Consider the following 25,837-nt stretch of genomic DNA (forward strand, 5'->3'; position numbering starts at 1 on the left):
GGGGGCGTCTGGCGTTCGTGCGCGGACGCGTCAGGCCGAACGCCAGTCGTTCGACGTGATGTGCGAGCCGCCGTGCGGGCCCATCTGCAGCATCCCGCCGTCCACCGGCAGGGACACCCCGGTGATGTACGACGACGCACGCGAGGCCAGGAACGCCACGGCTGCCGCGATCTCCCACGCGTTGCCCGGACGGCCGAGCGGCACACCGGGGCGGTCGATGGTGTGCGGGTCCTCGTCCTCGGCGCCGGTCATCCGGGTGGCGATCTCGCCGGGGGCCACGGCGTTCACGGTGATGCCGTGTTCGGCGAGCTCGATCGCCATGGTCTTCAGCAGTCCGCCGAGCCCGTGCTTCGCGGCGTCGTAGGCGCTCGAGCCGTAGCGGGGCTGGTGCTCGTGCACGCTCGTGATGCCGATGATCCGGCCGCCGGTGCCGGCCTGCACCATGTGCTTCGCAGCGGCCTGCATCGTGACGAAGGCCCCGTCGAGGTCGGTCGACACCGTGTGGCGCCACTGGTCGAGGGTCATCTCGAGGAACGGGGCGTTGTCGCCGGTGCCGGCGTCGGCCACGAAGACGTCGACGCCACCCAGCTGCGAGACGAGGCGGTCGACGACGGCGGCCGCCCCGGCGAGGTCGGAGACGTCGATCTGCTCGACGAAGGCACGACGGCCGGTCTTCCGGACCTCCTCCGCGGTCTCCTCGGCACGGTCGGGTTCGGACAGGTAGGTGATGCCGATGTCCATGCCGGCTTCGGCGAGCGCGACGGCGGTCGCACGGCCGATCCCGGATTCGGAACCGGTGACGATGGCTGTGGTGGGCTGGAAGTCGCTCATGCGGCGGAACGTACGCCGGGCCTCCCGGGCGCCCTGCCGGACCATCCGCCTGGCGCAGGTCGGGTCGCCACGCCCGCACCGTCACTCCTCCGCCGATCCCTGTCCCTGCGCACAGGAACGTCACGGCTCGGTAACGAAACACCTTTGCGTACCGCCCCGTCACACGGGCGAAACACATGGACCCTACGTTTCTCGGCATCCAGTGGAGGCGTCGCATTCACCCGAAGCGGCACAGCCTCCGCGCAGAGAAAGGGCTCCACGGATGATCAGAACCACCCGTGCCACCGCGGCACTGGCGTTGGCGGGCGCAGCAGCCGTCCTCCTCGCCGCGTGTTCCACCACCGGCAGTGCTTCCCCCTCGAGCTCGGCGTCGAGCGATGCGAAGAAGGATCCCGCCGCCAGCTGCAAGGCCCCGGACACCCCCGGTACGGACGCGCTGAAGATCGGCACGATCCTGCCCCTGACCGGTTCGCTGGCCTACCTCAACCCGCCGGCGGAGTCCGGTGTCGGCCTGGCCGTCAAGGACATCAACGCCGCGGGCGGCGTCCTCGACAAGGACGTCACGATCGACCCGGCGACCGACTCCGGCGACAGCAACGACATGACCGTGTCGAGCTCCGCCGCGACGAAGCTCGTCAACGCGAAGGTGCCGGTCGCGATCGGCGCCGAGTCCTCGTCCGTGACGCTGAACGTCATCGACCAGCTGACGAGCAACTGCATCGTCGAGATCTCGCCCGCGAACACCGCGACCGACCTCTCCGGCTACTCGTCGTACTACTACCGGACCGCACCGCCGGACTCGGTGCAGGGTTCCGCGCTCGGCCAGCTCGTGACCGGTGACGGCAACGCGAAGGTCGCCTTCCTGGTCTTCAACGACACGTACGGCACCGGCCTCCGCAACTCGGTGCAGGCTGCGGTCGAGGCGTCGGGTGGCCAGGTCGTCTACGGCGGCAAGGGTGAGGGCCAGGAGTTCCCGCCCGGCCAGACCACGTTCTCGTCCGAGGTGACCGCGGCCCTGGCCGCGAAGCCCGACGCGATCGTCGTCCTCGCCTTCGACGAGACGAAGTCGATCATCCCGGAGCTCGTCTCGCAGGGCAACGAGGCGAAGATCTACATGTCCGACGGCAACACGGCGGACTACTCGAAGGACTTCGACAAGGGCACCCTGACCGGCGCCCAGGGCACCATCCCCGGTGCCTCGCCGAAGGACGACTTCAAGAAGCAGCTCGCCGCGTTCTACAAGGACTCGTCGGGCAAGACGCTCGCCGACTACTCGTACGCGGCGGAGTCCTACGACGCCACCGTCCTCGCCGCCCTCGCCGCGGTGAAGGGCAAGGGCACCGACTCCGGCACGATCCAGGCCAACATGGCTGCGGTGTCGGGTGCTGACGGCGGCACCGAGTGCGCCACGTTCAAGGAGTGCAAGACGCTCCTGGACGACGGCAAGGACATCCACTACACCGGCCCGTCCGGCATCGGTCCGTTCGACGAGAACAACGACCCGTCGGCCGCCTACATCGGCATCTACAAGTTCGACGGCGACAACAAGCCCGTCTACCAGAGCGCCATCCAGGGTGCGGTGAAGAAGTAGGGCGCAGCCCAGCACCGCTCGCGAAAGCGACAGGCCCCCACGGAACTTCCGTGGGGGCCTGTCGCTTTCACGTCGGTGACCGGGATGCGCGGCAGGGCAGGGTCCGTCGCCGCAGCAGGACGGACCGACGGGCGGCCTGGAGGCCCGTGGTGCGTCCGTCAGACCGGCTCGGCCTGGGTGGGTGCGAGCGCCCGGCGACGGGACGCCCGCGCCGCGGCGAACGAATCCGCCGTCAGCACCACGAGCGCGAGCCACACGATGCCGAAGCCGAACCAGCGTCCGGCCGACATCTCCTCGTGCTGCACGAGCACCCCGACGAGCAGCTGCATCACGGGCGCCAGGTACTGGGTCAGCCCGAGCGTCGACAGGCTCACCCGGCGTGCCGACGACGCGAAGAGCAGCAGCGGCACCGCGGTCGCCGGCCCGGTCAGCACCGTGATCACCGCGTGCCCCCAGCCCTCGCTCGTGAACGTCACACCGCCACCGAGCCCGGTCACACCGAGCACCACCAGCGCCACGACCGCGATCGGCAGCAGCCACACGGTCTCGATCGTCAGGCCGCTCAGGGCGTCCACGGTGCCGCCGACCCGCTTCTTCACCAGGCCGTACAGTCCGAACGAGAACGCCAGGGCCAGCGAGATCCACGGCATCTGCCCGTAGCCGATCGCGATGACGACGACCGCCACGACGCTCAGCCCGACGGCTGCCCACTGCGCCGGACGCAGGCGTTCGCGCAGGACCACGACGCCGAGCGCGATCGTGACGAGCGGGTTGATGAAGTAGCCGAGCGCGGCCTCGACGGTGTGGCCGGTGGTCGTCGCGAGGACGTAGACGGTCCAGTTGACCAGGATCAGGACGGCGGCGAGCCCCATGACGAGCATCACGCGGCGCTGGGCCATCAGGGTCCGGGTGCGGAGCCACGACCGGGTCACCGCGATCGCCACCGCGCAGAACACCAGGCCGAAGACGATCCGCCACGACACGATCTCGAACGCCGCCGCGGGGGCCATGGCCGCGAAGAGCAGGGGCATCAGTCCCCAGAGCCCGTACGCCACGATCGCCTGCACCACGCCGACGGATGCCTCGCTGCGGACGGGTCGCGCCGGACTCGGTTCACTCACGGAACCATCCTAGGAACGACCGCCGACGTGTGGGACGCGCACCGGGCCTCCAGGCGGGGTGCGCGGGCTGATCAGGACCGGCGCACCCGGGTGACCGGCCCCGGACGCACGAACGCCCCGTCGGCCCGAAGGCCGGACGGGGCGTCCGCGGTGAGTACTCGACTCAGTGAACGATGACCGCGAGGACATCGCGGGCCGACAGGACCAGCAGGTCCTCGCCCGAGTACTTGACCTCGGTTCCGCCGTACTTGGAGTAGATGACCTTGTCACCCACGGCGACGTCGAGCGGGACGCGGTTGCCGTTGTCGTCGATCCGACCCGGACCCACGGCGACGACCTCGCCCTCCTGGGGCTTCTCCTTCGCGGTGTCGGGGATGACCAGACCGGAAGCGGTGGTCTGCTCCGCCTCGACCTGGCGGATGACGATGCGATCCTCGAGCGGCTTGATGCTGACGGCCACGGTGACCTCTTCTTTCTCGGTACGGACTCGGTACAGATGAAAACCGGGTTGGCACTTCGCACAGGAGAGTGCCAACGCCAACTCTAGGGGGCCTCTGGCACTCGGTCAATCCGAGTGCCAGCACATCCGGAGAACACGCAGCACCTGCGAGGATCGACGCATGGACGCCGCCGAGCTCACCGCACTGCTGACCCCCGACGGGATGGCCCTGCTCGACCGTACCCCGGGCGTCTCCGACGGCGGCGAGATCGTCCGCGTGGTGTCCCGGCTGCGCGCCGAGGGCCACGATCCCCGACTGGTCGCCGCGGTGCTGACCCAGGCGAAGCTGCGACTGAAGGCCCGTGGCAAGTTCGGCGACTTCGCCTCCCGCATGCTCTTCACCGAGGCCGGGCTCGAGCAGGCCACCCGGCTGCAGGTCGCGGCCCAGCACGCCGGACGCTTCGCCGCGGCCGGGCTGACCCGTGTCGCGGACCTCGGCTGCGGCATCGGCGGGGACGCCATGGCGATGGCGGCACTCGACCTCGACGTCACCGCCGTCGACCGCGACGAGGTGACCGCGGCCGTCGCGACCCACAACCTGGCGGTCTGGCCGAACGCGCGGGTGGAACTCGGTGATGCCGCGTCCTTCGACCTGTCCTCGGTGGACGGCGTGTGGATGGACCCCGCACGACGCACCTCCGGCCACTCGGACACCCGCCGGCTCGCCGACCCGGACGACTGGTCCCCCTCGCTCGACACCGTGTTCGCCGCGGCGACGACGACGCCGACCGGTGTGAAGCTCGGACCGGGCATCGACCGCGACCTGATCCCGGACACCGCCGAGGCGCAGTGGACCTCCGTCGACCGTGAGGTCGTGGAACTCGCCCTGTGGTTCGGCCCCCTCGCCCGCCCCGGGATCCGCCGCGCTGCCACCGTCATCGGCGCGCACGGCATCGCCGAGATGACCGGAGCGGCCGACGCCGACGACGTCGAGGTCGGACCGCTCGGTGCCTACCTGTACGAGCCCGACGGCGCCGTGATCCGCGCACGGCTGATCGGCGACCTGGCACGGGGCCTCGACGGGCACATGCTGTCCGAGGGCATCGCCTACGTCACGTCCGACCGCGCCGTCACGACCCCCTTCGCGCAGGGCTTCCGGGTGCTCGACACGATGCCGCTCGACGTCAAGCGACTGGCCGCACGGCTCGCCGCCGACGGCATCGGCACCGTCGAGATCAAGAAGCGCGGCGTCGACGTCGACCCGGCGCAGTTCCGCAAACGGCTGCGGTTGCGCGGATCGGGTCGCGTCACACTCGTGCTCACCCGCCTGGAGGGACGCCACACGGCGATCCTGTGCGAGCGGCTCACCGACACGGTCGGCTGACGGCCGGGGGCCGCGTGCGGTGCTGCGCGCGCGTCGGCGTCGGCGCCGGCGTCAGTTGACGAAGGCGCCGGAGTTCGAGCTGTAGTCGGAGTAGTCCGACGCGTTCGCGATCGAGATCCACACCAGGGCGACGATCAGGATGAACAGGCCCGTCAGGATCCAGCCACCGATGATGCCGGCGAGTGCGAGGCCGCGGCCACCCTCGCCGGTCTGCTTGATCTTGCCGAGGGCGATGTGGCCCATGATCGCGCCGGCCGGGCTCGTCAGGATGATGATCGGCCAGATGATGATGCCGCCGAACGCGAAGACGATCGACAGGATCGACAGGACGTTCGTCTTCGGGCGCTGCGCGTAGGGCTGGTACGTGTACGGGTTCGACGCGTAGGGCTGCTGCTGCGGCTGCGCGTACGGGTTCTGCTGCTGGCCGTACGGGTTCTGCGGGGCGCCGTAGGCATTCTGCTGCTGCGGAGCCGCGTACGGGTTCTGCTGCTGCGGGGCCGCGTACGGGTTCGACGAGGCCTGCGGTGCCGCGTACGGATGCTGCTGCTGCCCGTACGGGTTCGACTGCTGCTGCGGCTGCTGCTGCTGCCCGTACGGGTTCTGCGGCTGCTGCGGAGCACCGTACGGGTTCTGCTGCTGCGGGGCCGCGTACGGGTCCTGCTGCTGGCCGTACGGGTTCTGGGGCGCTTCCGGGGCCGACGGCGCCTGCGGTGCGTCAGGAGCCTGTGGGGCGTCCGGGGCGGGCGTGCCGTCGGGCTGTCCGTTCGCCGGGCCGTTCGGCGTCTCGCCCGGCTTCGGCCACTCGTTCTGATCGGACACCGTCCACCCCTCTCGGGCGTCCGGTCTCTCCGACGCCCGTGTGAATCCTCCCACAGGCTCCCGAAGAAGGACCGGGGCCGAACTGGTCAGACCTGGTCAGACCTGGACGGTCGTCACCGGCAGGGTCGAGTCCGCCGCGATGCCGAGGTCGCTCGGCGCGTGCCCCTCGGCCACGAGTCGGGCGCCGACGGCGGCGATCATCGCGCCGTTGTCCGTGCACAGGTCGAACGGCGGGATCCGGAGCCGCACGCCCGCGGCCGCGCAGCGCTCCTCGGCGACCTGTCGCAGTCGGGCGTTCGCGACGACCCCGCCACCGAGCAGCAGCCGGTCGACACCGGTGTCGCGGGACGCGTTCAGGGCCTTGGTCAGCAGGACGTCGACGACGGCCTCGCGGAAGCTCGCGGCGACGTCGGCCACCGGCACCTCGCGGCCCTCGTCGCGGCAGCGCTCGACCCACCGTGCGACGGCGGTCTTGAGCCCCGAGAACGAGAAGTCGTACCGGTGCGCGGCCATGTCCTTCGGCAGCGTCAGTCCCCGGGGGAACCGGATCGCCGTCGGGTCGCCGTCGGCCGCGGCTCGGTCGATCTGCGGGCCGCCGGGGTAGGGCAGTCCGAGCAGCCGCGCGACCTTGTCGAACGCCTCGCCCGCCGCGTCGTCGATCGTCTCGCCGAGCAGTTCGACGTCGCCGACCAGGTCCCGCACCAGCAGCAGTGACGTGTGGCCACCGGAGACCAGCAGCGCGATCGTCGGCAGCTCGATCTCACTGCCGTCCTCGCGCAGCACGTCGGCGCCGACGTGCCCGACCAGGTGGTTCACGCCGTACAGGGGCTTGCCGGTGGCCACGGCGAGCGCCTTCGCCGCGCCCACCCCGACCATGAGCGCCCCCGCCAGGCCCGGCCCGGCGGTCACTGCGACGGCGTCGAGTTCGTCGAGGGTGACGCCGGCACGCTCGAGCGCCTCGTGCAGCGTCGGGGTCATCGCCTCCAGGTGGGCCCGTGCGGCGACCTCGGGCACGACCCCGCCGTAGCGCGCGTGCTCGTCCATGCTCGAGGCGATCACGTTCGCCAGCAGGGTGCTCCCCCGCACGATGCCGACGCCCGTCTCGTCGCAGCTGGTCTCGATGCCGAGCACCAGTGGTTCAGTCGCGCTCACCGAGGGCCTCCTGTCCGATGGGTCCGACGCCGGACGACCGCTCGGCGTCCGGGCCGGGCAGTTCCGCCCGCATCACCCACGCGTCGACGCCGTCCGGTTGGTAGTAGCGCGGCCGGGTCGCGATGTGCTCGAACCCGAACGCCGTGTACATCGCCTGCGCGACGGGGTTGTCGGCGCGCACCTCGAGGAACACCTCGCGCACACCGCGGCGCCGCGCCTCGTCGAGCAGCTCCGTGAACAGGACCCGCCCGAGCCCCTTGCCGCGCTGGTCCGCGGCGACGGCGATGGTCTGCACGTCGGCGACCGGGTTGCCCGCGAGCGACGAGAGCCCGGCGTACCCGACGACCAGCGGCGCGGACGTGTCGTCGGCCGTCTCGATCACGACGTAGTACCCGTGCGGTGAGTACAGCTCGCCGGACATCTGCGACGCCGACCAGGCGTCCGTCGGGAACGAGACGTGCTCGAGCCACATGATGTCGTCGAGGTCCTGCGGGTGTGCCCGCCGCAGGCGGAGCCCGTCCGGCAGGGTCACTGCTTCACCCGCTTGGGCGCACCCGGCACCGTGACGTCGGGGTCGCGCAGGTACAGGGGCGTGTCCTGGTCGAACGCCGCACCGGACGCGAGCCGGTCCGCGGCGAGCGAGCCGAGCCTCCAGGCCGGGATGGACGCGACCGTCACGCGGTCCCAGCCCACCGCTGCGGGCCGGGAGGCGCGGATCGCGTCGTCGAGATCGGCGGGCTTGGCGAGTCCGGGGCCGGCCACGCGGACGCCGTCGGCGTCGTAGGCGCTCCAGTAGACCTCGCGGCGGCGGGCGTCCGTGAGGACGACGAACGGACCGGCGGCGCCCGAATCGCGCTGGTCGAGGGCGACGGCGTCGTGGCTGACGAGGGGCAGGACGGGGACGCCGCGGGCTGCGGCGAAGGTGCGGGCGGCGGCGATGCCGACGCGCAGGCCGGTGAAGGGGCCCGGGCCCATGCCGGCGACGATGCCGGTGACGTCGGCGCCGGTGATGCCGGCCTCGGCGAGGGCCTCGGCGAGGAACGGGCCAATCACCTCGGCGTGCCGGCGGCTGTCCTCGGTGTCGCGGGTCGCGAGGGCCTGGCCGGTGGCCGGGTCGACGACGGCGACGGAGGTCCCGGCGGAGGTGTCGATCGCGAGCAGCACCCGTCCATCGTAGGCGGGGCGGGGCAAGGGGTCAGTCCTCGTCGAGGCTGCCAGCGACCGCGTTCCAGATCTCGTCGGCACGCCAGCGCTCGCGACCGCCTCTGCCCGCTCGCCCGAGTGACCGGAGCCAGCCGTACTCCTCGGCTCGACGGAGCAACGCGGATGCCGTCGGCTGTGACACGGCGAGCGCCCTCCGGACCGACGCCACCGTGAGGACGGGGTTCTTGAAGATCACGTCGACGAGCCCGGGGAGCGCCGAACGCTCCGTCCGCGCAGCGAGGCGGTATCGCTCGCGGATCTCCACGAGCTTGCGGATCCGCTCGGCGCTGTCATTCGCTCGGACGGTCACCGCCTCGGCGAAGAACTGGATCCACTCGTTGACCTCTCCGCGCTCCCGAACGGCCTGCAAGCGCTCGTAGTACTCGGTTCGGTGTTGTTCGAAGTACCCCGAGATGTGCAAGATCGGCGCGGGCAGGATGCCGTCTGCGATCAGCGAGAACCCGATCAGGAGGCGCCCGATCCGACCATTGCCGTCGAGGAACGGGTGGATCGTCTCGAACTGGTAGTGCATCAGGGCGCACTTCACCGTGACCGACATCGACTCCAGTGGTGCGTTGACGAAACGCTCCCAGTCGTCAAGGGTCTCGGGAAGGTGGTCCTGGTGCGGCGGGATGAACCGGGCAGTCTCCGGTCGAGCGTTCGGAGATCCGATCCACACTGGTGAGCGACGAAGCTCACCGGGCGACTTCTCGTCCCCACGGACCTCCCGCATCAGGGTCTCGTGGAGCGAACAGATGAACCGTTGGGTGATGGGGAGATCTGCGAGGAGCGCCACTCCCTCGCGGGCGGCCCGGAGGTAGTTGTCCACCTCGCGGAGATCCTCGTCGAGGATCTCGTCGTCGTTCTCGACGCTGAGCACATCGCTCAGCGACGCCTGCGTGCCCTCGATCCGCGAGCTCGCGAGGGCTTCCTGCGCCATGGACGGGCCGAGCAGCAGTTCCGGCTCCTGTACGAGCTGCCCGAGTCCGGCCAACCGACCGATCGCGATGTCCGCGCGGGACACTGCGGCGTTCGTCATCGGCTCGAGGACAAGCTCACGTGGTAGCGGCGCGGGCAAGAAGTAGGCGTGCGGCCACTCGGACAACGGACGCGTCGTGAGCGTGCCGAAACGATCTGAACGGAAGTCTTCTCGGCGCATCTCCTCATCATAAGCAAAGTGCCCTCTGCCCTATAACTTCAGGTCGAACTTCCAAGCACCTGCACGTCGGGACGCGGGGACGTTCGATCCGTCATGCAAGTCAGGGGGCCGCGGCTAGTCGAAACGGACCGTGCTGGTGGGCGACGTCGCGCCCGTACCCGTCGCGGCCTCGTCCGCTGCTCCTCGAAGGTGCCGCAGCCGGGACCGCACACCGCCGTCCTGGCGACGCAGGACGATCGCAACGTCCGCCACGGACATCCCCGCGGCCGTCATTGCCTCGAGCCCGGTGTCCTCCTGCTGCGTCCACGGCGCGTAGGCGGCGGGCCGGTCGAGCCGAGCAGCGTCGACCTGCGGGTTGCCGGTCGGTGCAGCCCGGACCACCAGCGGGGACGACGGGTCGTCCGCTCCGGACGTCGTGGCGACGGCCGGCACCGGCGCCGACGCTGACCGCGGGCCGGTCGCCCGGACCTCCAGGCAGACGACGGCGGTCACCGGATGGCGTGCCACGACCGCTCCTGCGGGCGACCGGAACACCAACTCGGTGTCGTCACGGTCCACCGTGCCGACCTCCACGTCGCTGAAGCCGCCGGTGTCGAGGACGATGCGCATGGTTCCCCCGTTCGCGCTGACCAGATCTGCTGCGAGGCTACCGGTCGCCGGCCGGGGCACGGTCGACGACCGCCCGACGGACACCCTCCACCGCCGCGGCGACCGCGCGCTCGCGGGCCTCGGCGTCCTCGGTCTCGGAGTCGTGCACGAACACGGTGGCGCCCCGCCGGGCACCGCAGAAGTCGACAATGCCGTGCTCGACCTGCGTCCGGAGCGCCTCGGCGTACCCGTGCCGTTCGTACACGCCGGCGTCGTCGCCCGCGATCGGCACCAGGTGGACAGTGAGCCGTTCGAGCGCCCGACGGATGCCGCCGTCCGGGTCGACGTCGAACGCCCAGCCGTTCACGAACACGCGGTCGATCCACCCCTTGAGCACCGCGGGCACGGACCACCACCAGACCGGGAACACGAGGACGAGGTCGGTGGCGCGGTCGATGCGCTGCTGCTCGGCGACGACGTCGGCCAGCGCGTCCGTGCCGGTCCGGTAGGTCTGCCGGTCGGCGAGGGTGAAGCGCGGGTCGAACCCCTCGGCCGCCAGGTCGGCGGTCTCCACCGTCCCCGCGGGCAGGGCCTCCCGCAGGCGAGCCGCGAGGTGGTGGGTGAGGGAGTCGGGGTCCGGGTGGGCGGTCACGATGAGCGTCGGCACACCGCATCCTCCCGGAGCCGGCTGGGTGGTACCGGGACACCCGCTGTCGCCCGGCCGCGCCGGCTCACACCGCGGTCAGGTCGAGGGACCAGGCGACCTCGCGCGCGAGCTGCCCGGTCCGCCGGAACGACCGAACCTGGTGGGTGGCGGCCAGGGCGGCCGCCAGGTCGTCGCGGTCGGCGAGGGTGAACCCGAGCGACTGCCAGAACGGACCGGAGCGCCGCGAGAACAGCCACGCCCGTCGCGCGCCCGTGACCGCGGCGTGGTCGACGGCGAAGCGCGCGAGCCGGGTGCCGTGGCCGAGCCCCCGGAGCTGCGGCGCGACCGCCACGCTGCGGACGAGCACGTGGACGCCGTCGGCGCTCGTCTCGTACCCGGTGCTGCCGACCACGCGGCCGTCCTCGGCACGGTCGACCCACAGCCGGACGGTCGGCTCGAGACCGGCACGGTCGTGGCCAGCACGGTCGAGCCCGGCGACGGTCAGGTCGGCACCGACGAGGAAGGTGCGGAGGTCGTCGACCGCACCGGTGTCCACGCGCTGCAGGGTCAGAGGTCGACGCCCGTCCAGCGCGGCCCCGTCGCGGTGACGACGACCCGGCGCGGCTCGTCGGGCACGTCGTCCGGATCGAGGTCGTCGTCGACACCGTGGTCGGCCGCGTCGGCGCCGGTGGCCCGGGTGATCTCGACGTCGAGCACGCTGTCGCTGATGCCGTCGACCATGCCGCGACCCCACTCGACGACGACGATGGCGGCGTCCCAGTCGAGGTCGAGGTCGTCCAGCTCGACCGGGTCGGACAGACGGTAGGCGTCGACGTGCACCAGGTCGGGGCCGGCGGTCGTCGGGTGCGTCCGGGCGAGGACGAAGGTCGGGCTGGACACCTGGCCGCGCGCGCCGAGTGCGGTGCCGAGCCCGCGCGTCAGGGTCGTCTTGCCGGCACCGAGCGGCCCGGTCAGCACGACGAGGTCCCCCGCGCGCAGCACCGCGGCCAACCGGGCCCCGAGCTCCCCCATCGCCTCGGTGCCGTCGACGGTGGTGTCGAGCAGGACGTGCGGCAACTCGGTCACGGCCGCTCGCCCCGCAGGTACTCCCCGACCCGTCCCTCGATGTCGTGGCCCTCGTAGAACCGGGGCACACGGCTGCCGATCCGGCAGACGATCTCCTCGCCGATGGTCTCGAGCGCCGCGCCCCACTCGAGCACGGTCATCTCGTCGTGCTCGCCGGTGCCGAAGAGCACGACGGTGTCGCCGGTCTGCACGTCGTCCTCGCCGACGTCCACCAGGAACTGGTCCATCGCGACGCGGCCGGCGATCGGGTAGCGCTTGCCGCGGATCGCGACCTCGATGCGGCCCTGCGCCAGACGCGGGACCCCGTCGGCGTACCCGACGGGCACGAGCGCCAGGGTCGTCTCGGTCGCCGTGCGGTACGTGTAGTCGTAGGAGACGCCGGTGTCGACGGGGACGCGCTTCGTCTTCGCGACCGACGCGGTCAGGGTCATCACCGGCTCGAGTCCGAGGTCGGCCGCCGAGACGCCGTCGGCTCCGGGGATGCCGAACAGGTTCGCGCCCATCCGGACCATGTCCTTGCGGAACTCCTTGCGCTCCAGCCCCGCGAGCGACGCGGCGACGTGCTCCATCGGGACGTCGAGCCCCAGGTCCTCGGCGATCTCGATCGCGGCGTCGAACACGGCGACCGCGGCGCTGTCCTCGTGGTCGGACGCCTCGGCCAGGTGCGTGTACGCGGCGACGACCTCGATGCGGCCGTTCCGCTGGGCGTCCCGGGCGAGCTCGACGAGCGCCGGCCAGTCCGCCGGGGTCGCGCCGTCGCGGTGCAGGCCGGAGTCGACGCCGAGGTGCACCCGGGCCGGTCGCTGGTCGACGGCGTCGACGATGCGCTGCAGCTCGGCGACGTTCGAGACGCCGAGGTCGACGGCCGAGTCGATGGCGTCACGGAAGTCCAGGTCGGGGTCGTGCTGCCAGGTGAACAGGTGGACGTCCTCGCCGACGCCGATCGAGCGCAGGCGCAGGGCCGCGGGCACCGTCAGCACACCGATCCAGCGGATGCCGGCGTCGACGGCGGCGAGCGCGATCGGCTCGAGGCCGTGCCCGTACGCGTCGGCCTTCATGATCGCCATCACGGCGACCGGGTCCATCCACTCGCGGACACGGTCGAGGTTGGCCCGGTAGGCGTCGAGGTCGATGCGCGCCTGACGCAGCGGTGCGGAGCTCACGTCGTCCTCCGTTCCACGCTGCGGCCGATCCGGGCGACCACCTCGTAGTTGATCGTGCCGATGGCGTCGGCCCAGTCCTCGACGGCGGGGTCGCCGTTCGCGGGGTCGCCCCACAGCACGGCCTCGTCACCGACCTGCACGTCGGCATCGCCGATGTCGACGTGCATGGCGTTCATCGCGACACGTCCGACCACCGGGAACGTCCGGTCGCCGATCCGCACCGAGACCCGGTTGCCGAAGTCCCGGTCGAAGCCGTCCGCGTAGCCGAGGCCGATCACGGCGAGACGGGTGTCCGTCTCGGCGCGCCAGGTGTAGCCGTAGGACACACCGTCGCCCGCGGCGACCGGCACGGTGCGGAGCACGGCGGCGGTGACCCGCATCGCGGGGCGCAGCCCCAGGTCAGCAGAGGTGCGACCGTCGAAGGGGCTCAGCCCGTACAGGGCGAGCCCGACGCGGGACAGGTCGTGGCGGGTCTCCGGCACGGCGATGCTCGCGGCACTCGCGGCGAGGTGCACCACGTCCGGCACTATGCCGTTCGCGGCGAGGCCGTCCAGCGCCCGCTGCAGTGCGGCGTCCTGGTCGAGGTCGTCGGTGCGCGACGCGTTCGACAGGTGGGACATGAGCCCCTCGACCCGGGTGCGGTTGCCGCCGCGGGCCAGGGCGCCGGCGGTCGCGAAGAGCTCCGCCCACTCGGACTCGACCGCACCGTTGCGGCTCAGGCCGGTGTCGACGCACAGGTGCACGGCGCGGACGTCGGAGTCGGCTGCTGCGGAGAGCTGCTCGACGCTCGACACCGCGGGCGTGACGTCGAACTGCGCGGCGCGACGGAAGTCCTCGTCGGGGGCGTGCAGCCACGCGAGGATCCGGACCCCCTCGTCGATGCCGCCCTGACGGAGCGCGACGGCCTCGTCGATGTCGGCGACCCCGAGCCACTCGGCACCGGCGTCCACGAAGGCCTGCGCGGCGTCGAGGGCGCCGTGGCCGTAGGCGTTCGCCTTGACCACCGCGATGACCCCGGCCGGTGCGACCCGGTCGGCGATCGTCGCGTAGTTCTCGATCAGGGCTCCGCGATCGACGGTGATGCCGGTGAACGCACTCACCGGACCGTTCCTTCCAGGACCACGTCTGTTCCTTCCAGGACCACGAACGCGGTCGCGATCCCTCCATCATGCGAGAGCGACAGGTGCACGCTCGTCACGCCACGCGCGTCCGCCACCTGCCGGGCGCCCTGGTGCAGGGTGAGCGACGGGTTCCGCTGGTCGTCGGACACGACCTCGAGGTCCTGCCAGCTGAGCCCGGCACTCGACCCGAAGGCCTTGATCAGGGCTTCCTTCGCCGCGAACCGCGCAGCGAGGGACGCGATCGGCCGGGGTTCGCCGTCACGGACCTGCTCGGACGGCGTGAACAGCCGCGCCCGCATCGCCGGTGTGCGCTCCAGCACCCGTTCGAACCGCTCCAGGTCGACCACGTCGACCCCGATCCCGATGATCACCGTCGCGACTACTCGACGGTGACCGACTTCGCGAGGTTGCGTGGCTGGTCGACGTCGAGGCCCTTGGCCGCGGCGAGCTCCATGCCGAACATGTGCAGCGGTGCCACGGCGAGCAGCGGCTCGAACAGCGGGGTCGCCAGCGGGATCCGCAGGACCTCGTCAGCGAACGGCAGCACCGCTGCGTCGCCCTCTTCGGCGATCGCGATCACCCGGGCACCGCGGGCGCGGATCTCCTGGATGTTCGAGACGACCTTCGGGTGCAGCGATCGGGGGTCGCGCGGCGAGGGCACGATGACGAAGACGATCTGGCCCGGCTCGATCAGGGCGATCGGGCCGTGCTTGAGCTCACCGGCCGCGAAGCCCTCGGCGTGGATGTACGCGAGCTCCTTGAGCTTGAGGGCGCCCTCGAGTGCGATCGGGTAGCCGACGTGGCGGCCGAGGAACAGCACGCTCCGGGTGTCCGCCATCCAACGGGCCAGGTCCTTGATGCCGGCGGCGTCCTCGATGGTCTGCTGCAGCTTCGGCGCGAGCCCCTCGAGCTCGGCGACCTGCTCGGCGATCTGCTCGGCGGTGAGCGTGCCGCGCAGCGTCGCCAGGTGCAGCCCGAGCAGGTAGAGCGCGACGCCCTGGGCGATGAAGGCCTTGGTCGACGCGACGGCGACCTCGGGCCCGGCGTGCGTGTAGATCACGGCGTCGGACTCACGCGGGATCGTGGCGCCCTGGGTGTTGCAGATCGACAGGACCTGCGCGCCCTGCTCGCGGGCGTACTTGACGGCCATGAGCGTGTCCATGGTCTCGCCGGACTGGCTGATCGAGACGACCAGGGTGCGCTCGTTCAGCACCGGGTCGCGGTAGCGGAACTCGTGCGCGAGCTCGACCTCGACCGGGATGCGGGCCCACTGCTCGATGGCGTACTTGCCGAGGATGCCGGCGTAGGCGGCGGTGCCGCAGGCGATCACGATGACGCGGTCGACGGTCGCCAGGCGCTCGGCGATCGGGTCGAGGTCGGTCAGCGTGACGGCGCCGTCGTGGACGCGACCGAGGATCGTCTTCGCGACGGCCTCGGGCTCCTCGCTGATCTCCTTCGCCATGAACGAGCTCCAGCCACCCTTGTCGGCGGCGGAGGCGTCCCAGTTGACCTCGAACTCGCTCGGCGTGGCCGGAGTGCCGTCGAAGTGGATGACGTCCACGCCGTCGGGGCGGATCGTGGCGATCTCGTCCTGCCCGATCGACAGCGCGCGCTGCGTGTGGGCGACGAAGGCGGCGACGTCCGAGCCCATGAAGTTCTCACCGTCGCCGAGCCCGACCACCAGGGGCGAGTTGCGACGGGCACCGACGACGACGCCGGGCTGGTCGGCGTGCACGACGAGGAGCGTGAAGGCCCCTTCGAGCCGCTGCACGGCCTGCTGCATGGCGGCGGTCAGGTCACCGGTCTCGCGGAAGGCCCGTCCGACCAGGTGCGCGGCGACCTCGGAGTCGGTCTCGCTGCGGAACTCGATGCCCTCGGCCTGCAGTTCGGCGCGGAGCTCGGAGAAGTTCTCGATGATGCCGTTGTGGATGAGGGCGAGCTTGTCGCCGTCGGCCAGGTGCGGGTGGGCGTTGCCGTCGGTCGGGCCACCGTGGGTCGCCCAGCGGGTGTGCCCGATGCCCGTCGTGCCGTCCGGGATCGGCGACGACTCGAGCTCGTCGACCAGGGCCTGGAGCTTGCCGGCCTTCTTGGCCGACACGAGGTCTCCGGCTGGGTCGACGACGGCGATGCCCGCCGAGTCGTAGCCGCGGTACTCGAGGCGACGGAGGCCACCGAGGAGGACGTCCTGGCTGCTGTTGCTGCCGACGTAGCCGACGATTCCACACATGGAACCGATCCTACGGTCTGCCTGGACGCCCACCCTGCGAAGTCCCGGGGGTGGGGATAACGTTTCGGCCATGGGACGCTTCGACGACATCGCCATCACCACGCTGCACGGCGAGGACACCACGTTCGGCGCCTACGCCGACAAGGCCGTACTGGTCGTGAACGTCGCCTCCCGGTGCGGCCTCGCCCCGCAGTACGAGCAGCTCGAGGCCCTGCAGAAGCAGTACGGCCCCCGAGGGTTCACGGTGCTGGGCTTCCCGAGCAACCAGTTCCTGCAGGAGCTCGGCTCGTCCGAGGCGATCGACGAGTACTGCTCCACCACGTGGGGTGTCACGTTCCCGATGTCCGAGAAGGTCAAGGTCAACGGCAAGAGCGCCCACCCGCTCTACCAGGCCCTCAAGGAGACCCCGGACGCCGACGGCAAGGCCGGCCGGGTCGCCTGGAACTTCGAGAAGTTCCTCGTCGCCCCCGACGGCTCCGTCACGCGCTTCCGCCCCACCACGAAGCCGGACGCCCCCGAGGTCGTCGCCGCCATCGAGGCGGCCCTGCCCGCCTGACGCGTCGTGTCCTGCGGACGCGCACCGAGCACTGGACGGGAGGCCCGGGGCACGTGAGCCGACCGGCTCACGTGCCCCGGGCCTCCCGTCTGTACGCTCGATCCCATGCCGTTCTCGGAGACCGCCGTCGCGCACCCGACCCCGTTCGTGGAGATCCCGCGTGACGAGTGGTCCCAGCTCGCCCCGAAGGAGCACCTGTCGCTCACCGAGACCGAGATCGTGCAGCTGCGCGGTCTCGGCGACCGGTTGGACATGCAGGAGGTGCAGGAGGTCTACCTGCCCCTGTCCCGCCTGCTCACGCTCTACGCCGCCGGCGCGCGGAACCTGCACGCCGAGACGAGCCGGTTCCTCGGGGAGCGCGCCGGACGCACGCCGTTCGTCATCGGCGTCGCGGGCTCCGTCGCGGTCGGCAAGTCCACCGTCGCCCGTCTGCTGCGCGAGCTGACGAAGCGCTGGCCGGACACCCCTCGGGTCGAGCTCGTGACGACCGACGGCTTCCTGTACCCGAACGCCGAGCTCGAGCGCCGCGGGATCATGGACCGCAAGGGCTTCCCGGAGTCGTACGACCGCCGCTCCCTGCTGCGCTTCGTGAGCCAGGTGAAGAGCGGGGCGACCGAGGTCCGCGCGCCGTACTACTCGCACCTGGTCTACGACATCGTGCCCGATGCCGAGATCGTCGTCCGGCAGCCCGACGTGCTCATCGTCGAGGGCCTCAACGTGCTGGCACCGCCGGTGCACGGGCGGCTCGCGCTGTCCGACCTGTTCGACTTCACGATCTACGTGGACGCGAAGACGAAGGACATCGAGTCCTGGTACGTCGACCGGTTCCTCGCCCTGCAGGAAGAGGCGTTCTCGAGCCCCGACTCGTTCTTCCACCGGTTCGCCTCGCTCTCGCGTGAGGACGCGGTCCGCACGGCGACCGAGGTCTGGCGGGCGATCAACGAGCCGAACCTGATCGAGAACGTGCTGCCCACGCGCTCCCGCGCCACGCTGGTGCTGAAGAAGGGCGCGAACCACAAGGTGAACTCGGTCCTGCTCCGCAAGATCTGAGCTGGGGGGCAGCGCAGCCAGCAGGGCAGCGCAAAACACCGGTGTTCGCGAGCTGAACCGCGTTCTGCGCGTGTTCAACCGGCGAACACCGGTGTCTTGCGGAGGGGACCCTACGCGGCGTCGAGCGCCAGGCGGTCCTGCACGACGGCGGCGAGCTCCTCGGCGATGCGCTGGGCATCGTCCTGCGAAGCGGCCTCGACCATGACGCGAACGACCGGCTCGGTGCCCGACGGACGGAGCAGCACACGACCGCTGTCCCCGAGCGCCTCACTGGCGGCGGCGATGGCGTCCTGCACGCCCTGGTCGGCGAGCCCGTGACGATCGACGCCCCGGACGTTGAGCAGCACCTGCGGGAACACCGTCATGCACGAGGCGAGCTCCTGCAAGGTCTTGCCCGTGCGCGCCATCTCGGCGACCAGGTGCAGCCCGGTCAGGATGCCGTCACCCGTGGTGGCGAACTCGTTGAAGATGATGTGGCCGGACTGCTCGCCACCGATGGAGTAGTCGCCCTCGGTCATCTTCTCGAGCACGTAGCGGTCGCCCACGCCGGCCTCGATCACGGTGATGCCCGCGTCGGCCATGGCGCGCTTCAGCCCGAGGTTCGACATGACCGTCGCGACGAGGGTGTCGTCCTTCAGTCGTCCGCGCTCCTGCAGGGACAGCGCGAGGATCGCCATGATCTGGTCACCGTCGATCGCGTTGCCCGCGGCGTCGACCGCCAGGCAGCGGTCCGCGTCCCCGTCGTGCGCGATGCCGACGTCGGCACCGTGCTCGAGCACCGCGCGGGCGAGGTTGTCGATGTGGGTCGAACCGACGCCGTCGTTGATGTTCCAGCCGTCGGGGTCGGCACCGATGAGCGTCACGCGGGCACCCGCGTTGACGAAGACCTCGGGCGAGACGCCGGCGGCGGCACCGTTCGCGCAGTCGAGCACGACGTGGATGCCGTCGAGCCGGTGCGGCAGCGTGCCGAGCAGGTGCACCACGTAGCGGTCCTCGGCGTCGGCGAACCGCGAGATGCGCCCGACGTCGATGCCGGTGGGGGTGGGTGCGGAGTGGTCGTGCATGGCCGCTTCGATGCGGTCCTCGACCTCGTCCGGCAGCTTGCGGCCACCCGTGGCGAAGAACTTGATCCCGTTGTCGGGAGCGGGGTTGTGCGATGCGGAGATCATCACGCCGAAGTCGGCGTCGATGTCCGCGACGAGGAACGCCGCGGCGGGGGTGGGGATGACCCCGGCGTCGAGCACGTCGACGCCGGCCGAGGCGAGCCCGGCCGCGACGGCGGCACCGAGGAACTCGCCGGAGACGCGCGGGTCACGCGCGAGGACCGCGCGCGGGCGCGGTCGGCCCGACGCCCGGCGGGCGTCGGCATGGTGTCCGTGTGTGAGGACGGCCGCGCTCGCCTGGGCAAGACCCAGTGCGAGCGCGGCCGTCAGCTCGCCGTTGGCGAGACCACGAACCCCGTCGGTACCGAACAGACGCGGCATTGCGATCTTCAGCCGGTGACGACTAGCGCTTCGAGAACTGCGAAGCCTTGCGGGCCTTCTTGAGACCGGCCTTCTTGCGCTCGATGACGCGGGCGTCACGGGTGAGGAAGCCGGCCTTCTTGAGGGTCGCGCGGTTGTTCTCGCGGTCGATCTCGTTCAGGGTGCGGGCGATGGCGAGGCGGAGCGCGCCGGCCTGACCCGAGGGGCCGCCACCGGTGATGCGGGCGACGACGTCGTACGAGCCGAGGAGCTCGAGCACCTTGAAGGGGTCGTTGATGAGCTGCTGGTGCAGCTTGTTCGGGAAGTAGTCCTCGAGCGTGCGGCCGTTCACGACGAACGTGCCGGAGCCCGGGACGAGCCGGACGCGCGCGATGGCCTCCTTGCGGCGCCCGACGGCACCGCCGGAGACGTTGAGGATCTGACGGGGAGCGGCCTCGGCAGCGGCGGGTGCGCTCTCCGTGGTGAAGCTCTCCGGGGTCTGGTCGAGGGAATCAGCGATCTGAGCCATGAGTTTTCTGTGTCCTTGAAGTCGTCGTGGCCGGAACTACTGTGCGACCTGGTCGAAGATGTACGGCTTGGGCTGCTGCGCGGCGTGCGGGTGCTCCGCGCCGGCGTAGACCTTCAGCTTCTTGAGCTGCTCGCGGCCGAGGGTGTTCTTCGGCAGCATGCCGCGGATCGCCTTCTCGACGGCGCGGGTGGGGTGCTTCTCGAGCATCTCCGGGTAGGAGGTCGCCGTCAGGCCGCCCGGGTAACCCGAGTGACGGTAGTAGACCTTCTTCGCGAGCTTCGAACCGGTCAGGGCGACCTTGTCGGCGTTCACGATGATGACGAAGTCACCCATGTCCATGTGCTGGGCGAAGGTGGCCTTGTGCTTGCCGCGCAGGAGCGCCGCGGCGTGGGTGGCGAGACGGCCGAGGACGACGTCGGTGGCGTCGATGACGATCCAGTCGTGCTGGACGTCTGCCGGCTTCGGTGAGAACGTGCGAGTCACAGGAGTGCTGCTTTCGTGTCGAGGTGAGGAGTCCGTGAATCCCACTCCGGTCGGGAGTTCCACGGGCAGAAGCACGGGGAACACCTCGGTTGGAGGGCTCATCTGACTGTCCGCGCGCGGGGCGCACAGACCAAGGTGAGAGCCTAGCCGACGCGGGGTACGTCGGTCAAACGCGGCCGACTGCCGGCCTGGAGGCGCGTGGCGGCCCCGCCCCGCGCCTCCCGTCCGTCGCGCGATCGCGCCCACCGCGCATGGGTGAGCAGAAGACGTCGGGTCCGCACCGCGAACCCGACGTCTTCTGCACACTCATCGCCCCGACGTGGGGCGTGGGGGCTACTCCGCGGCGGCCGCGGTCCTGCGGCGACGCACGATCAGCACGCCCGCACCCGCCGCGAGCAGCAGGAACGCCAGCAGCGCACCGGCACCGAGCCCGGAAGCACCCGTGAACGCGAGCTGCCCATCCACGGTGATCGTGATCGGGGTCCACCCGATCAAGCTCCCGTCAGCAGCGGTCACCGCCAGACGATGCGCACCAGCCACCGTGTCCGCCGGGATCGTCACCCGCACCGTCCCGTCAGCAGCGACCACAGCCGTCCCGATCAGCGTCGGCTCCGAGAACAGCCACACGTTCACCGTGGCTCCGGCCGAAGCTGAGCCAACCGTCACCGTGATCGTCTCCCCCGCACGAGCGGTCGCCGGAGCCGACACACCACCACGGTTCCCCTCCGTCAACAACGACTCCGACGGCGCCACCGGAGCAACCGGCGGGGTGATCCCGTCGACCGGCGGCACCGGCGTCGGGGTCGGCGTCGGCGTCGGGTTCGGCACCGGGGTCGGGGTTGGGGTCGGCACCGGAGTCGGGTCCGTGCCCGGGTCGGTGTCCGCGGTGTCCAGGTCGAACCCGACCAGGATCGGGTCGTGGTCGCTCGCCCGGTGCACGTCGTCGGTGTACAGGTTCGTCGCGTTGTAGTTGTAACGGCTGTACTCCAGGCCCACCGACTCGACCGAGTTGATGTTCCAGATGTCCACGCCCGTGACCGTCTCGAGCGCGGCCTTCGACGCGAACACGTGGTCGAGCGAGCCGCTCAGGCCGGAGAACACGTACGAGTACTCGGTGCTGTCGAGCGCCGGGCCGAGGTCGGTGTAGCCGGCCTCGTCGAGGACCACCACCGGGTCCTCCTTGCTGTAGGCGTTGAAGTCGCCGAGCATGAACACCTTGTCGGTGCCGTACTGCTCCTGCATGTCGGTGGAGAAGGTCACGAGGGCCTTCGCCTGCTCGACGCGGTCGGCGTTCGAGGCCCCCTGCCCGTCGCCCTGGTCGGCGTTCTCGCCGGTGCCGGAGCCCTTGGACTTGAAGTGGTTCGCGATCACCAGGAAGTCGTCGTCCGCGGTGCCGCCGACCGGGCGGAACGCGTCCGCGACGGGCTGGCGGGCGTTCGTGAACGCGTCGTCGAGCAGGATCGTCGACTCGCCGACGGGCTCGACGCGGTCCTTCTTGTAGATGAGGGCGAGGCGGATGACGTCCTCGCTCGCGGGCACGACGGCCGGGGACTTCGCGTAGGCCCAGGTGTCCTGGCCGGTGGCGGCGTTGAGCGCGTCGACCAGGGTGGCCACGGCGGCGTCACGGTCCTGACCGAAGCGGACGGAGTTCTCGATCTCCTCGAGCGAGACGACGTCGGCGTCCAGGCCGTTGATGGCCTTCACGATCTTGACCTGCTGGCGCAGGAAGTCCTCCTGCTCGGCGGCACCGCGGGCGTCGCAGCCCGAGTTCACCGTGACGGGGTCACCGGCACGGTCCGTGTAGTACTTGCAGCCGGTGAGCTCGTCGCCCGTGGTCGGGAAGTAGTTGAGCACGTTGAAGCCGGCGAGCTTCAGGTCGCCACCGACGTCCTGCGGCGCCGGCTGGCGCACCTTCGAGAACGACGCCGGCAGGTCGGCGGCCGGGGTCGCACCCGTGATCGGCGCGGTCGGCTGGAACTTCCACCCGTTGTTGCGGTAGTCGAGGACGACCGGTTCGGTGAAGGTGGCGGCGGCCCCGACGGTGACCGGGCCCTGGGTGAGCCACGACACCGGGATGCCCTGGTTCGCCTCGGTCAGGAAGTTGGTGCTCGCACCGTCGTCGAGCGTGACCTTGCGCGCGGCGTTGTCGGCCTCGACGGCCTTCGCCTCGGCGCTGCCCGGTCGGCCGACCTCCGTCGGCTGGACCAGGCGCTTCGTGCCGCTGGCGAGCACGACCTCGCCGTACTGGTTCGTCGTGTAGTTGTCGGCGACGGTGTACGCGCCCTGGGGAGCGACGAGCATGCTCTCGAGCGACTCGCGCTGGGCGTCGGACGACGGGAACGCGACCGCTGCGGGCTGTGGTGCCGCGACGGTGTCGTCCAGCTGCTGCAGCGACGAGGCCCCGGACACCGTGAGCTCGGTCAGGCCGAAGTACTCGGACACGGCACCGGTGACCCGCACGTGGTCGCCCTCGTGCACCAGGCCGGCGGTGGCGGACGAGAAGACGAACACCGCGTCGGACGCGGTGTGGGCGCCGAGGTCGATCGCACCGCCGGTGCCGGGGGTCTGGATCGTGTAGCCGTTGAAGCCGCCGGTGCTGTAGACCGCGGTGACGACGCCGTCGGTCGTGACGTTCTTACCGGCGTACGGCGAGGTGTCCGTGGTGCCCTGCAGCTGGGCGATGGTCACCGTCTCGGCGGGGGTGCCGGGCGAGGGGGTCCCGCCGTCACCCGGGTCGGTCGGGTCCGTGGGCTCGGTCGGTGCCGTCGTCTCGCCCGCGGCGTTCCGCGGGGTGAGCGTCGTCGTCACGGAGAAGTCCGCACCGTTGACGTCGGTGTCCGTGGTGCCCTGACGGACCAGACCGTTCGGGACGGAGTTGTCCCCGGTCACGGTGCGCACGGCCGACTCGAACGTGTTCGAGGCGCCGTAGCCGAGCAGGTCGACCACGCCGTCAGTGCCGGTGGTGACGGGTCCGGCGGCGAGCGCCAGGGGTGCGGTGGTGTCGGACAGCACGAGCGTGCCCGTGGTGCCCGAGGGGTTGAGCGTCGCGGTGTCGTCGGCGGCGGGCAGGTCCTCGCCGGCCGGGGTGGCCCCGCCGTTGCCCGCCATCGACACCAGGAAGGTGCCCTTCGCCGGCACGGTGCCCTGGAGTGCACTGGCCGAGAACGTGCCGGTGCCCGTTGCGGAGCGGTACTGGAGCGACCACCCGTCGAGCGACACGGCGGCGTCGGTCGGGTTGCCGATCTCGACGAACTTCTCGTTGTAGAACGCGCCCTTGCTCCCCGCCTTCAGGTAGGCCTCCTCGATGACGAGGTCGGTCCCCTCGGGGTTCGCGGTCGCTGCGGTGACGGTGACGAGTGGAGCCGCGAGGAGCGTCGCGGCCGCCGTGGCGCACAGCAGAGTGCGCCCGAGGGTGTTGGCCATGCCCGCACGCTACCGACCTGCGGGGTCGTTCAGGTTGCGTCGAGGTAAATGATTGCGTTCGGCAACATCAGCCGATCGCGCGGCATCAGCCGATCGGTAGCCAGGTCCCGCCCACGCGTCGGACGGCCGGTCCGTGTCCCGGCAGCACGAGCGCCGGGAACGGCAGCGCCCGTGCCGACTCGAGCGCGCGGTCCTGGTCGGCGGTGAAGAAGGGTGTGATCATCCGCGGCCGCGGGGCCCACGACCCCGGCTGGGTGTCGTGCCGACTGACGACCGCGTCGCCCGTGACGATCGCGTCCGCCGCGGGCAGCAGGTACGCGGTCGAGCCGTCGGTGTGGCCGACGGCCGGGAACGGTGCGATCGCCCGACCCGCGAAGTCCGCACCGGTGAACGCGCGAGCGGACGGCACCGTCGTCGGTCGCAGGGCGTCGGATCGGATCGCCCGTGCCAGCCAGGCGAGCACGCGCGGGCTGGCGAGCCGGCCGCCGATCTCCGCCGGGGTGACCTGCTGCCGTTCCGGTCCGCGCACGTTGGCGAGCTCGTCGGCGTGGGCGAGCACCTCGACGCCGGGGTGGCGCTCGAGGATCCCGGGGATGCCGCCGACGTGGTCGACGTGTCCGTGCGTGACGTAGACGCGACGCAGGTCAGCGGGGTCGTGTCCGGCGGCGCGCACGGTGTCGAGCACGAGGTCGGTGTCGGCCGGGTAGCCGGCGTCGATCAGCGCGACGCCGTCCTCCTCCGCCAGCACCACCCAGTTGGACACGGGGCCCTCGACGAAGACGACTCCGGGGGCGACGGACACGACGGAACGGGGTTCGCGCGAGCTCATCCCTCGACGGTACCGTCCGCCGACCGTCGGGCCCGGGTCTGCACCGCCCGCTCCGCGAGCTCCGCGTCTGCCGGGTAGCCCACCTCGGTCAGCGTCAGTCCCTTCGCCGGCGCCGTCTTGAAGGCGCTCGTGCGCTCCTCGGCGACGCGCAGTTCCTCGAGGCGGTCCGGGCCGAAGCGGCCCTCGCCGACGGCGATGGTCGCGCCGACCATGGCCCGCACCATCGAGTGGCAGAAGGCGTCGGCCTGGAGGCGCGCCACCAGCACGCCGTCCGGCTCGCGGTCCCAGCGGAACTGCTGCAACGTCCGGATGGTCGTCGCCCCCTCGCGCGGCTTGCAGAACGTCGCGAAGTCGTGCAGCCCGAGCAGCGTCAGCGCACCGCGCTCCATCGCTGCCGGGTCGAGCCTCGCCGCGTGCCAGACCGTGTACCCGCGCCGACGTGGATCGCGGGGGGCGTCGGCGTCCGCGATCCGGTACTCGTACCGGCGCCAGAGCGGGGAGAACCGGGCGTCGAACCCGTCGGGTGCCACCGAGGCACCGGTGACGACGACGTCCCCCTCGGGTGCCGCGATGCCGTTGACCCGCTTGAGCAGCCCGTCGAGCGGTGACCGGCCCGTCCCGCGCTTGGCGGTGAGCGCTGCCCACTGTTCTGCAGACAGGTCCAGGTGCGCGACCTGCCCGGTGGCGTGCACCCCGGCGTCGGTGCGTCCGGCGACGGTGAGCAACGGCGGTTCGCCCCAGCGGGTGAACACGGTGGCGAGTGCGGCCTCGAGGGCGCCCTGGACGGTCCGGAGCCCGGGCTGCCGGGCCCACCCGGAGAACGCCGCCCCGTCGTAGGCGATGTCCAGCCGCAGCCGCACGTCGCCCGTGCCGTCGGGGTCCTGGAAGCCGACCGTCTCGTCCACGTGACCACCGTAGCGGGGGTGATCCGTGCCTCCCGGCCCGCGATTCGCCTGCCGGACGGCGGCCGCTCG

General features: G+C 71.3%; 26 protein-coding genes. 4 read left to right on the top strand and 22 right to left on the bottom strand.

The genetic code is table 11. From position 1 onward, the window contains the following. Window positions 1–30: 30 nt before the first annotated feature. A complete protein-coding gene (locus DEJ11_RS16540; RefSeq protein ID WP_111038526.1) occupies window positions 31–831 on the bottom strand; it encodes an SDR family oxidoreductase in 801 nt (266 codons plus the stop codon). A gap of 262 nt (window positions 832–1,093) precedes the next feature. On the opposite strand from DEJ11_RS16540, the gene DEJ11_RS16545 reads away from it, so the two are divergent. Then, the gene (locus tag DEJ11_RS16545) at window positions 1,094–2,422 is read left to right on the top strand and encodes an ABC transporter substrate-binding protein (RefSeq protein WP_071404636.1); all 1,329 of its coding nucleotides are present in this window, start codon (window positions 1,094–1,096) and stop codon (window positions 2,420–2,422) included. Window positions 2,423–2,580: 158 nt separating this feature from the next. Here the strand turns inward: DEJ11_RS16545 and rarD are convergent, their stop codons facing one another. Next, window positions 2,581–3,543 carry an EamA family transporter RarD gene (gene rarD / locus DEJ11_RS16550; protein ID WP_071406138.1) on the bottom strand — a complete coding sequence of 321 codons (963 nt, stop codon included), beginning with the start codon at window positions 3,541–3,543 and terminating at the stop codon, window positions 2,581–2,583. Window positions 3,544–3,706: 163 nt separating this feature from the next. After that, window positions 3,707–4,003: a co-chaperone GroES gene (gene groES / locus DEJ11_RS16555; RefSeq protein ID WP_017885484.1), complete on the bottom strand. Its 297-nt coding sequence runs from the start codon at window positions 4,001–4,003 to the stop codon at window positions 3,707–3,709. A 160-nt stretch (window positions 4,004–4,163) separates the two neighbouring features. Here groES and DEJ11_RS16560 point away from each other — a divergent pair, with 160 nt between their 5' ends. Further along, on the top strand, window positions 4,164–5,366 hold the full coding sequence (locus DEJ11_RS16560; protein ID WP_111102600.1) for a class I SAM-dependent methyltransferase: 1,203 nt from the start codon (window positions 4,164–4,166) through the stop codon (window positions 5,364–5,366). Window positions 5,367–5,417: 51 nt separating this feature from the next. Here DEJ11_RS16560 and DEJ11_RS16565 read toward each other — a convergent pair whose 3' ends face one another. From DEJ11_RS16565 to glmS, 13 genes are all read right to left on the bottom strand, one after another. Beyond that, window positions 5,418–6,185 carry a DUF4190 domain-containing protein gene (locus DEJ11_RS16565; protein ID WP_111102602.1) on the bottom strand — a complete coding sequence of 256 codons (768 nt, stop codon included), beginning with the start codon at window positions 6,183–6,185 and terminating at the stop codon, window positions 5,418–5,420. Window positions 6,186–6,281: 96 nt separating this feature from the next. Then, window positions 6,282–7,337 carry a tRNA (adenosine(37)-N6)-threonylcarbamoyltransferase complex transferase subunit TsaD gene (tsaD, locus tag DEJ11_RS16570; protein ID WP_111102604.1) on the bottom strand — a complete coding sequence of 352 codons (1,056 nt, stop codon included), beginning with the start codon at window positions 7,335–7,337 and terminating at the stop codon, window positions 6,282–6,284. After that, window positions 7,324–7,869, bottom strand: coding sequence for a ribosomal protein S18-alanine N-acetyltransferase (rimI, locus tag DEJ11_RS16575; protein WP_111023299.1), 546 nt, complete (start codon window positions 7,867–7,869; stop codon window positions 7,324–7,326). The genes tsaD and rimI overlap by 14 nt, the downstream gene beginning before the upstream one ends. Next, a complete protein-coding gene (gene tsaB, locus DEJ11_RS16580; RefSeq protein ID WP_111102606.1) occupies window positions 7,866–8,501 on the bottom strand; it encodes a tRNA (adenosine(37)-N6)-threonylcarbamoyltransferase complex dimerization subunit type 1 TsaB in 636 nt (211 codons plus the stop codon). The genes rimI and tsaB overlap by 4 nt, the downstream gene beginning before the upstream one ends. Window positions 8,502–8,532: 31 nt before the next feature. After that, entirely contained in the window at window positions 8,533–9,699 is a 1,167-nt protein-coding gene (locus DEJ11_RS16585) for a Fic family protein (protein ID WP_071406144.1), read from the bottom strand. Window positions 9,700–9,813: 114 nt separating this feature from the next. Continuing rightward, entirely contained in the window at window positions 9,814–10,308 is a 495-nt protein-coding gene (locus DEJ11_RS16590; RefSeq protein WP_111053736.1) for a hypothetical protein, read from the bottom strand. A 37-nt stretch (window positions 10,309–10,345) separates the two neighbouring features. Then, a complete protein-coding gene (locus DEJ11_RS16595) occupies window positions 10,346–10,954 on the bottom strand; it encodes an NAD(P)H-dependent oxidoreductase (protein ID WP_111102608.1) in 609 nt (202 codons plus the stop codon). Window positions 10,955–11,018: 64 nt separating this feature from the next. Further along, window positions 11,019–11,489: a GNAT family N-acetyltransferase gene (locus tag DEJ11_RS16600; RefSeq protein WP_111032258.1), complete on the bottom strand. Its 471-nt coding sequence runs from the start codon at window positions 11,487–11,489 to the stop codon at window positions 11,019–11,021. 11 nt (window positions 11,490–11,500) lie between these two features. Beyond that, a complete protein-coding gene (gene tsaE, locus DEJ11_RS16605) occupies window positions 11,501–12,019 on the bottom strand; it encodes a tRNA (adenosine(37)-N6)-threonylcarbamoyltransferase complex ATPase subunit type 1 TsaE (protein ID WP_181438344.1) in 519 nt (172 codons plus the stop codon). Then, window positions 12,016–13,182: an alanine racemase gene (gene alr, locus DEJ11_RS16610; protein WP_173032762.1), complete on the bottom strand. Its 1,167-nt coding sequence runs from the start codon at window positions 13,180–13,182 to the stop codon at window positions 12,016–12,018. Before alr (DEJ11_RS16610) ends, tsaE begins: the two co-directional genes overlap by 4 nt. Continuing rightward, window positions 13,179–14,282: an alanine racemase gene (gene alr / locus DEJ11_RS16615; RefSeq protein WP_071406148.1), complete on the bottom strand. Its 1,104-nt coding sequence runs from the start codon at window positions 14,280–14,282 to the stop codon at window positions 13,179–13,181. The genes alr (DEJ11_RS16610) and alr (DEJ11_RS16615) overlap by 4 nt, the downstream gene beginning before the upstream one ends. Beyond that, window positions 14,279–14,674 (bottom strand): holo-ACP synthase, encoded by a 396-nt coding sequence (locus tag DEJ11_RS16620; protein WP_111038494.1) that lies wholly within the window; start codon window positions 14,672–14,674, stop codon window positions 14,279–14,281. The genes alr (DEJ11_RS16615) and DEJ11_RS16620 overlap by 4 nt, the downstream gene beginning before the upstream one ends. A gap of 8 nt (window positions 14,675–14,682) precedes the next feature. Next, a complete protein-coding gene (gene glmS, locus DEJ11_RS16625; protein WP_111102610.1) occupies window positions 14,683–16,530 on the bottom strand; it encodes a glutamine--fructose-6-phosphate transaminase (isomerizing) in 1,848 nt (615 codons plus the stop codon). Between the two features lie 70 nt (window positions 16,531–16,600). On the opposite strand from glmS, the gene DEJ11_RS16630 reads away from it, so the two are divergent. Both DEJ11_RS16630 and coaA read left to right on the top strand, forming a co-directional pair. Beyond that, entirely contained in the window at window positions 16,601–17,086 is a 486-nt protein-coding gene (locus DEJ11_RS16630; RefSeq protein WP_111023295.1) for a glutathione peroxidase, read from the top strand. 105 nt (window positions 17,087–17,191) lie between these two features. After that, window positions 17,192–18,136, top strand: a complete 945-nt coding sequence (gene coaA / locus DEJ11_RS16635; RefSeq protein ID WP_027466714.1) for a type I pantothenate kinase — start codon at window positions 17,192–17,194, stop codon at window positions 18,134–18,136. Between the two features lie 110 nt (window positions 18,137–18,246). Here the strand turns inward: coaA and glmM are convergent, their stop codons facing one another. The 6 genes from glmM to truA all read right to left on the bottom strand — a co-directional run bounded on the left by glmM (window position 18,247) and on the right by truA (window position 25,768). Next, window positions 18,247–19,620 (bottom strand): phosphoglucosamine mutase, encoded by a 1,374-nt coding sequence (gene glmM, locus DEJ11_RS16640; protein ID WP_071406153.1) that lies wholly within the window; start codon window positions 19,618–19,620, stop codon window positions 18,247–18,249. Between the two features lie 22 nt (window positions 19,621–19,642). Then, entirely contained in the window at window positions 19,643–20,128 is a 486-nt protein-coding gene (gene rpsI, locus DEJ11_RS16645) for a 30S ribosomal protein S9 (RefSeq protein WP_027466716.1), read from the bottom strand. A 36-nt stretch (window positions 20,129–20,164) separates the two neighbouring features. Next, window positions 20,165–20,611 (bottom strand): 50S ribosomal protein L13, encoded by a 447-nt coding sequence (gene rplM / locus DEJ11_RS16650; RefSeq protein WP_027466717.1) that lies wholly within the window; start codon window positions 20,609–20,611, stop codon window positions 20,165–20,167. 333 nt (window positions 20,612–20,944) lie between these two features. Then, a complete protein-coding gene (locus DEJ11_RS16655) occupies window positions 20,945–24,034 on the bottom strand; it encodes an ExeM/NucH family extracellular endonuclease (RefSeq protein ID WP_111102612.1) in 3,090 nt (1,029 codons plus the stop codon). A gap of 85 nt (window positions 24,035–24,119) precedes the next feature. Next, a complete protein-coding gene (locus DEJ11_RS16660; protein WP_111102614.1) occupies window positions 24,120–24,863 on the bottom strand; it encodes an MBL fold metallo-hydrolase in 744 nt (247 codons plus the stop codon). Continuing rightward, window positions 24,860–25,768 (bottom strand): tRNA pseudouridine(38-40) synthase TruA, encoded by a 909-nt coding sequence (truA, locus tag DEJ11_RS16665; RefSeq protein ID WP_111102616.1) that lies wholly within the window; start codon window positions 25,766–25,768, stop codon window positions 24,860–24,862. Before truA ends, DEJ11_RS16660 begins: the two co-directional genes overlap by 4 nt. Between the last annotated feature and the right edge of the window lie 69 nt (window positions 25,769–25,837).

Source organism: Curtobacterium sp. MCLR17_058 (assembly GCF_003234705.2).
Taxonomy (GTDB): domain Bacteria; phylum Actinomycetota; class Actinomycetes; order Actinomycetales; family Microbacteriaceae; genus Curtobacterium; species Curtobacterium flaccumfaciens.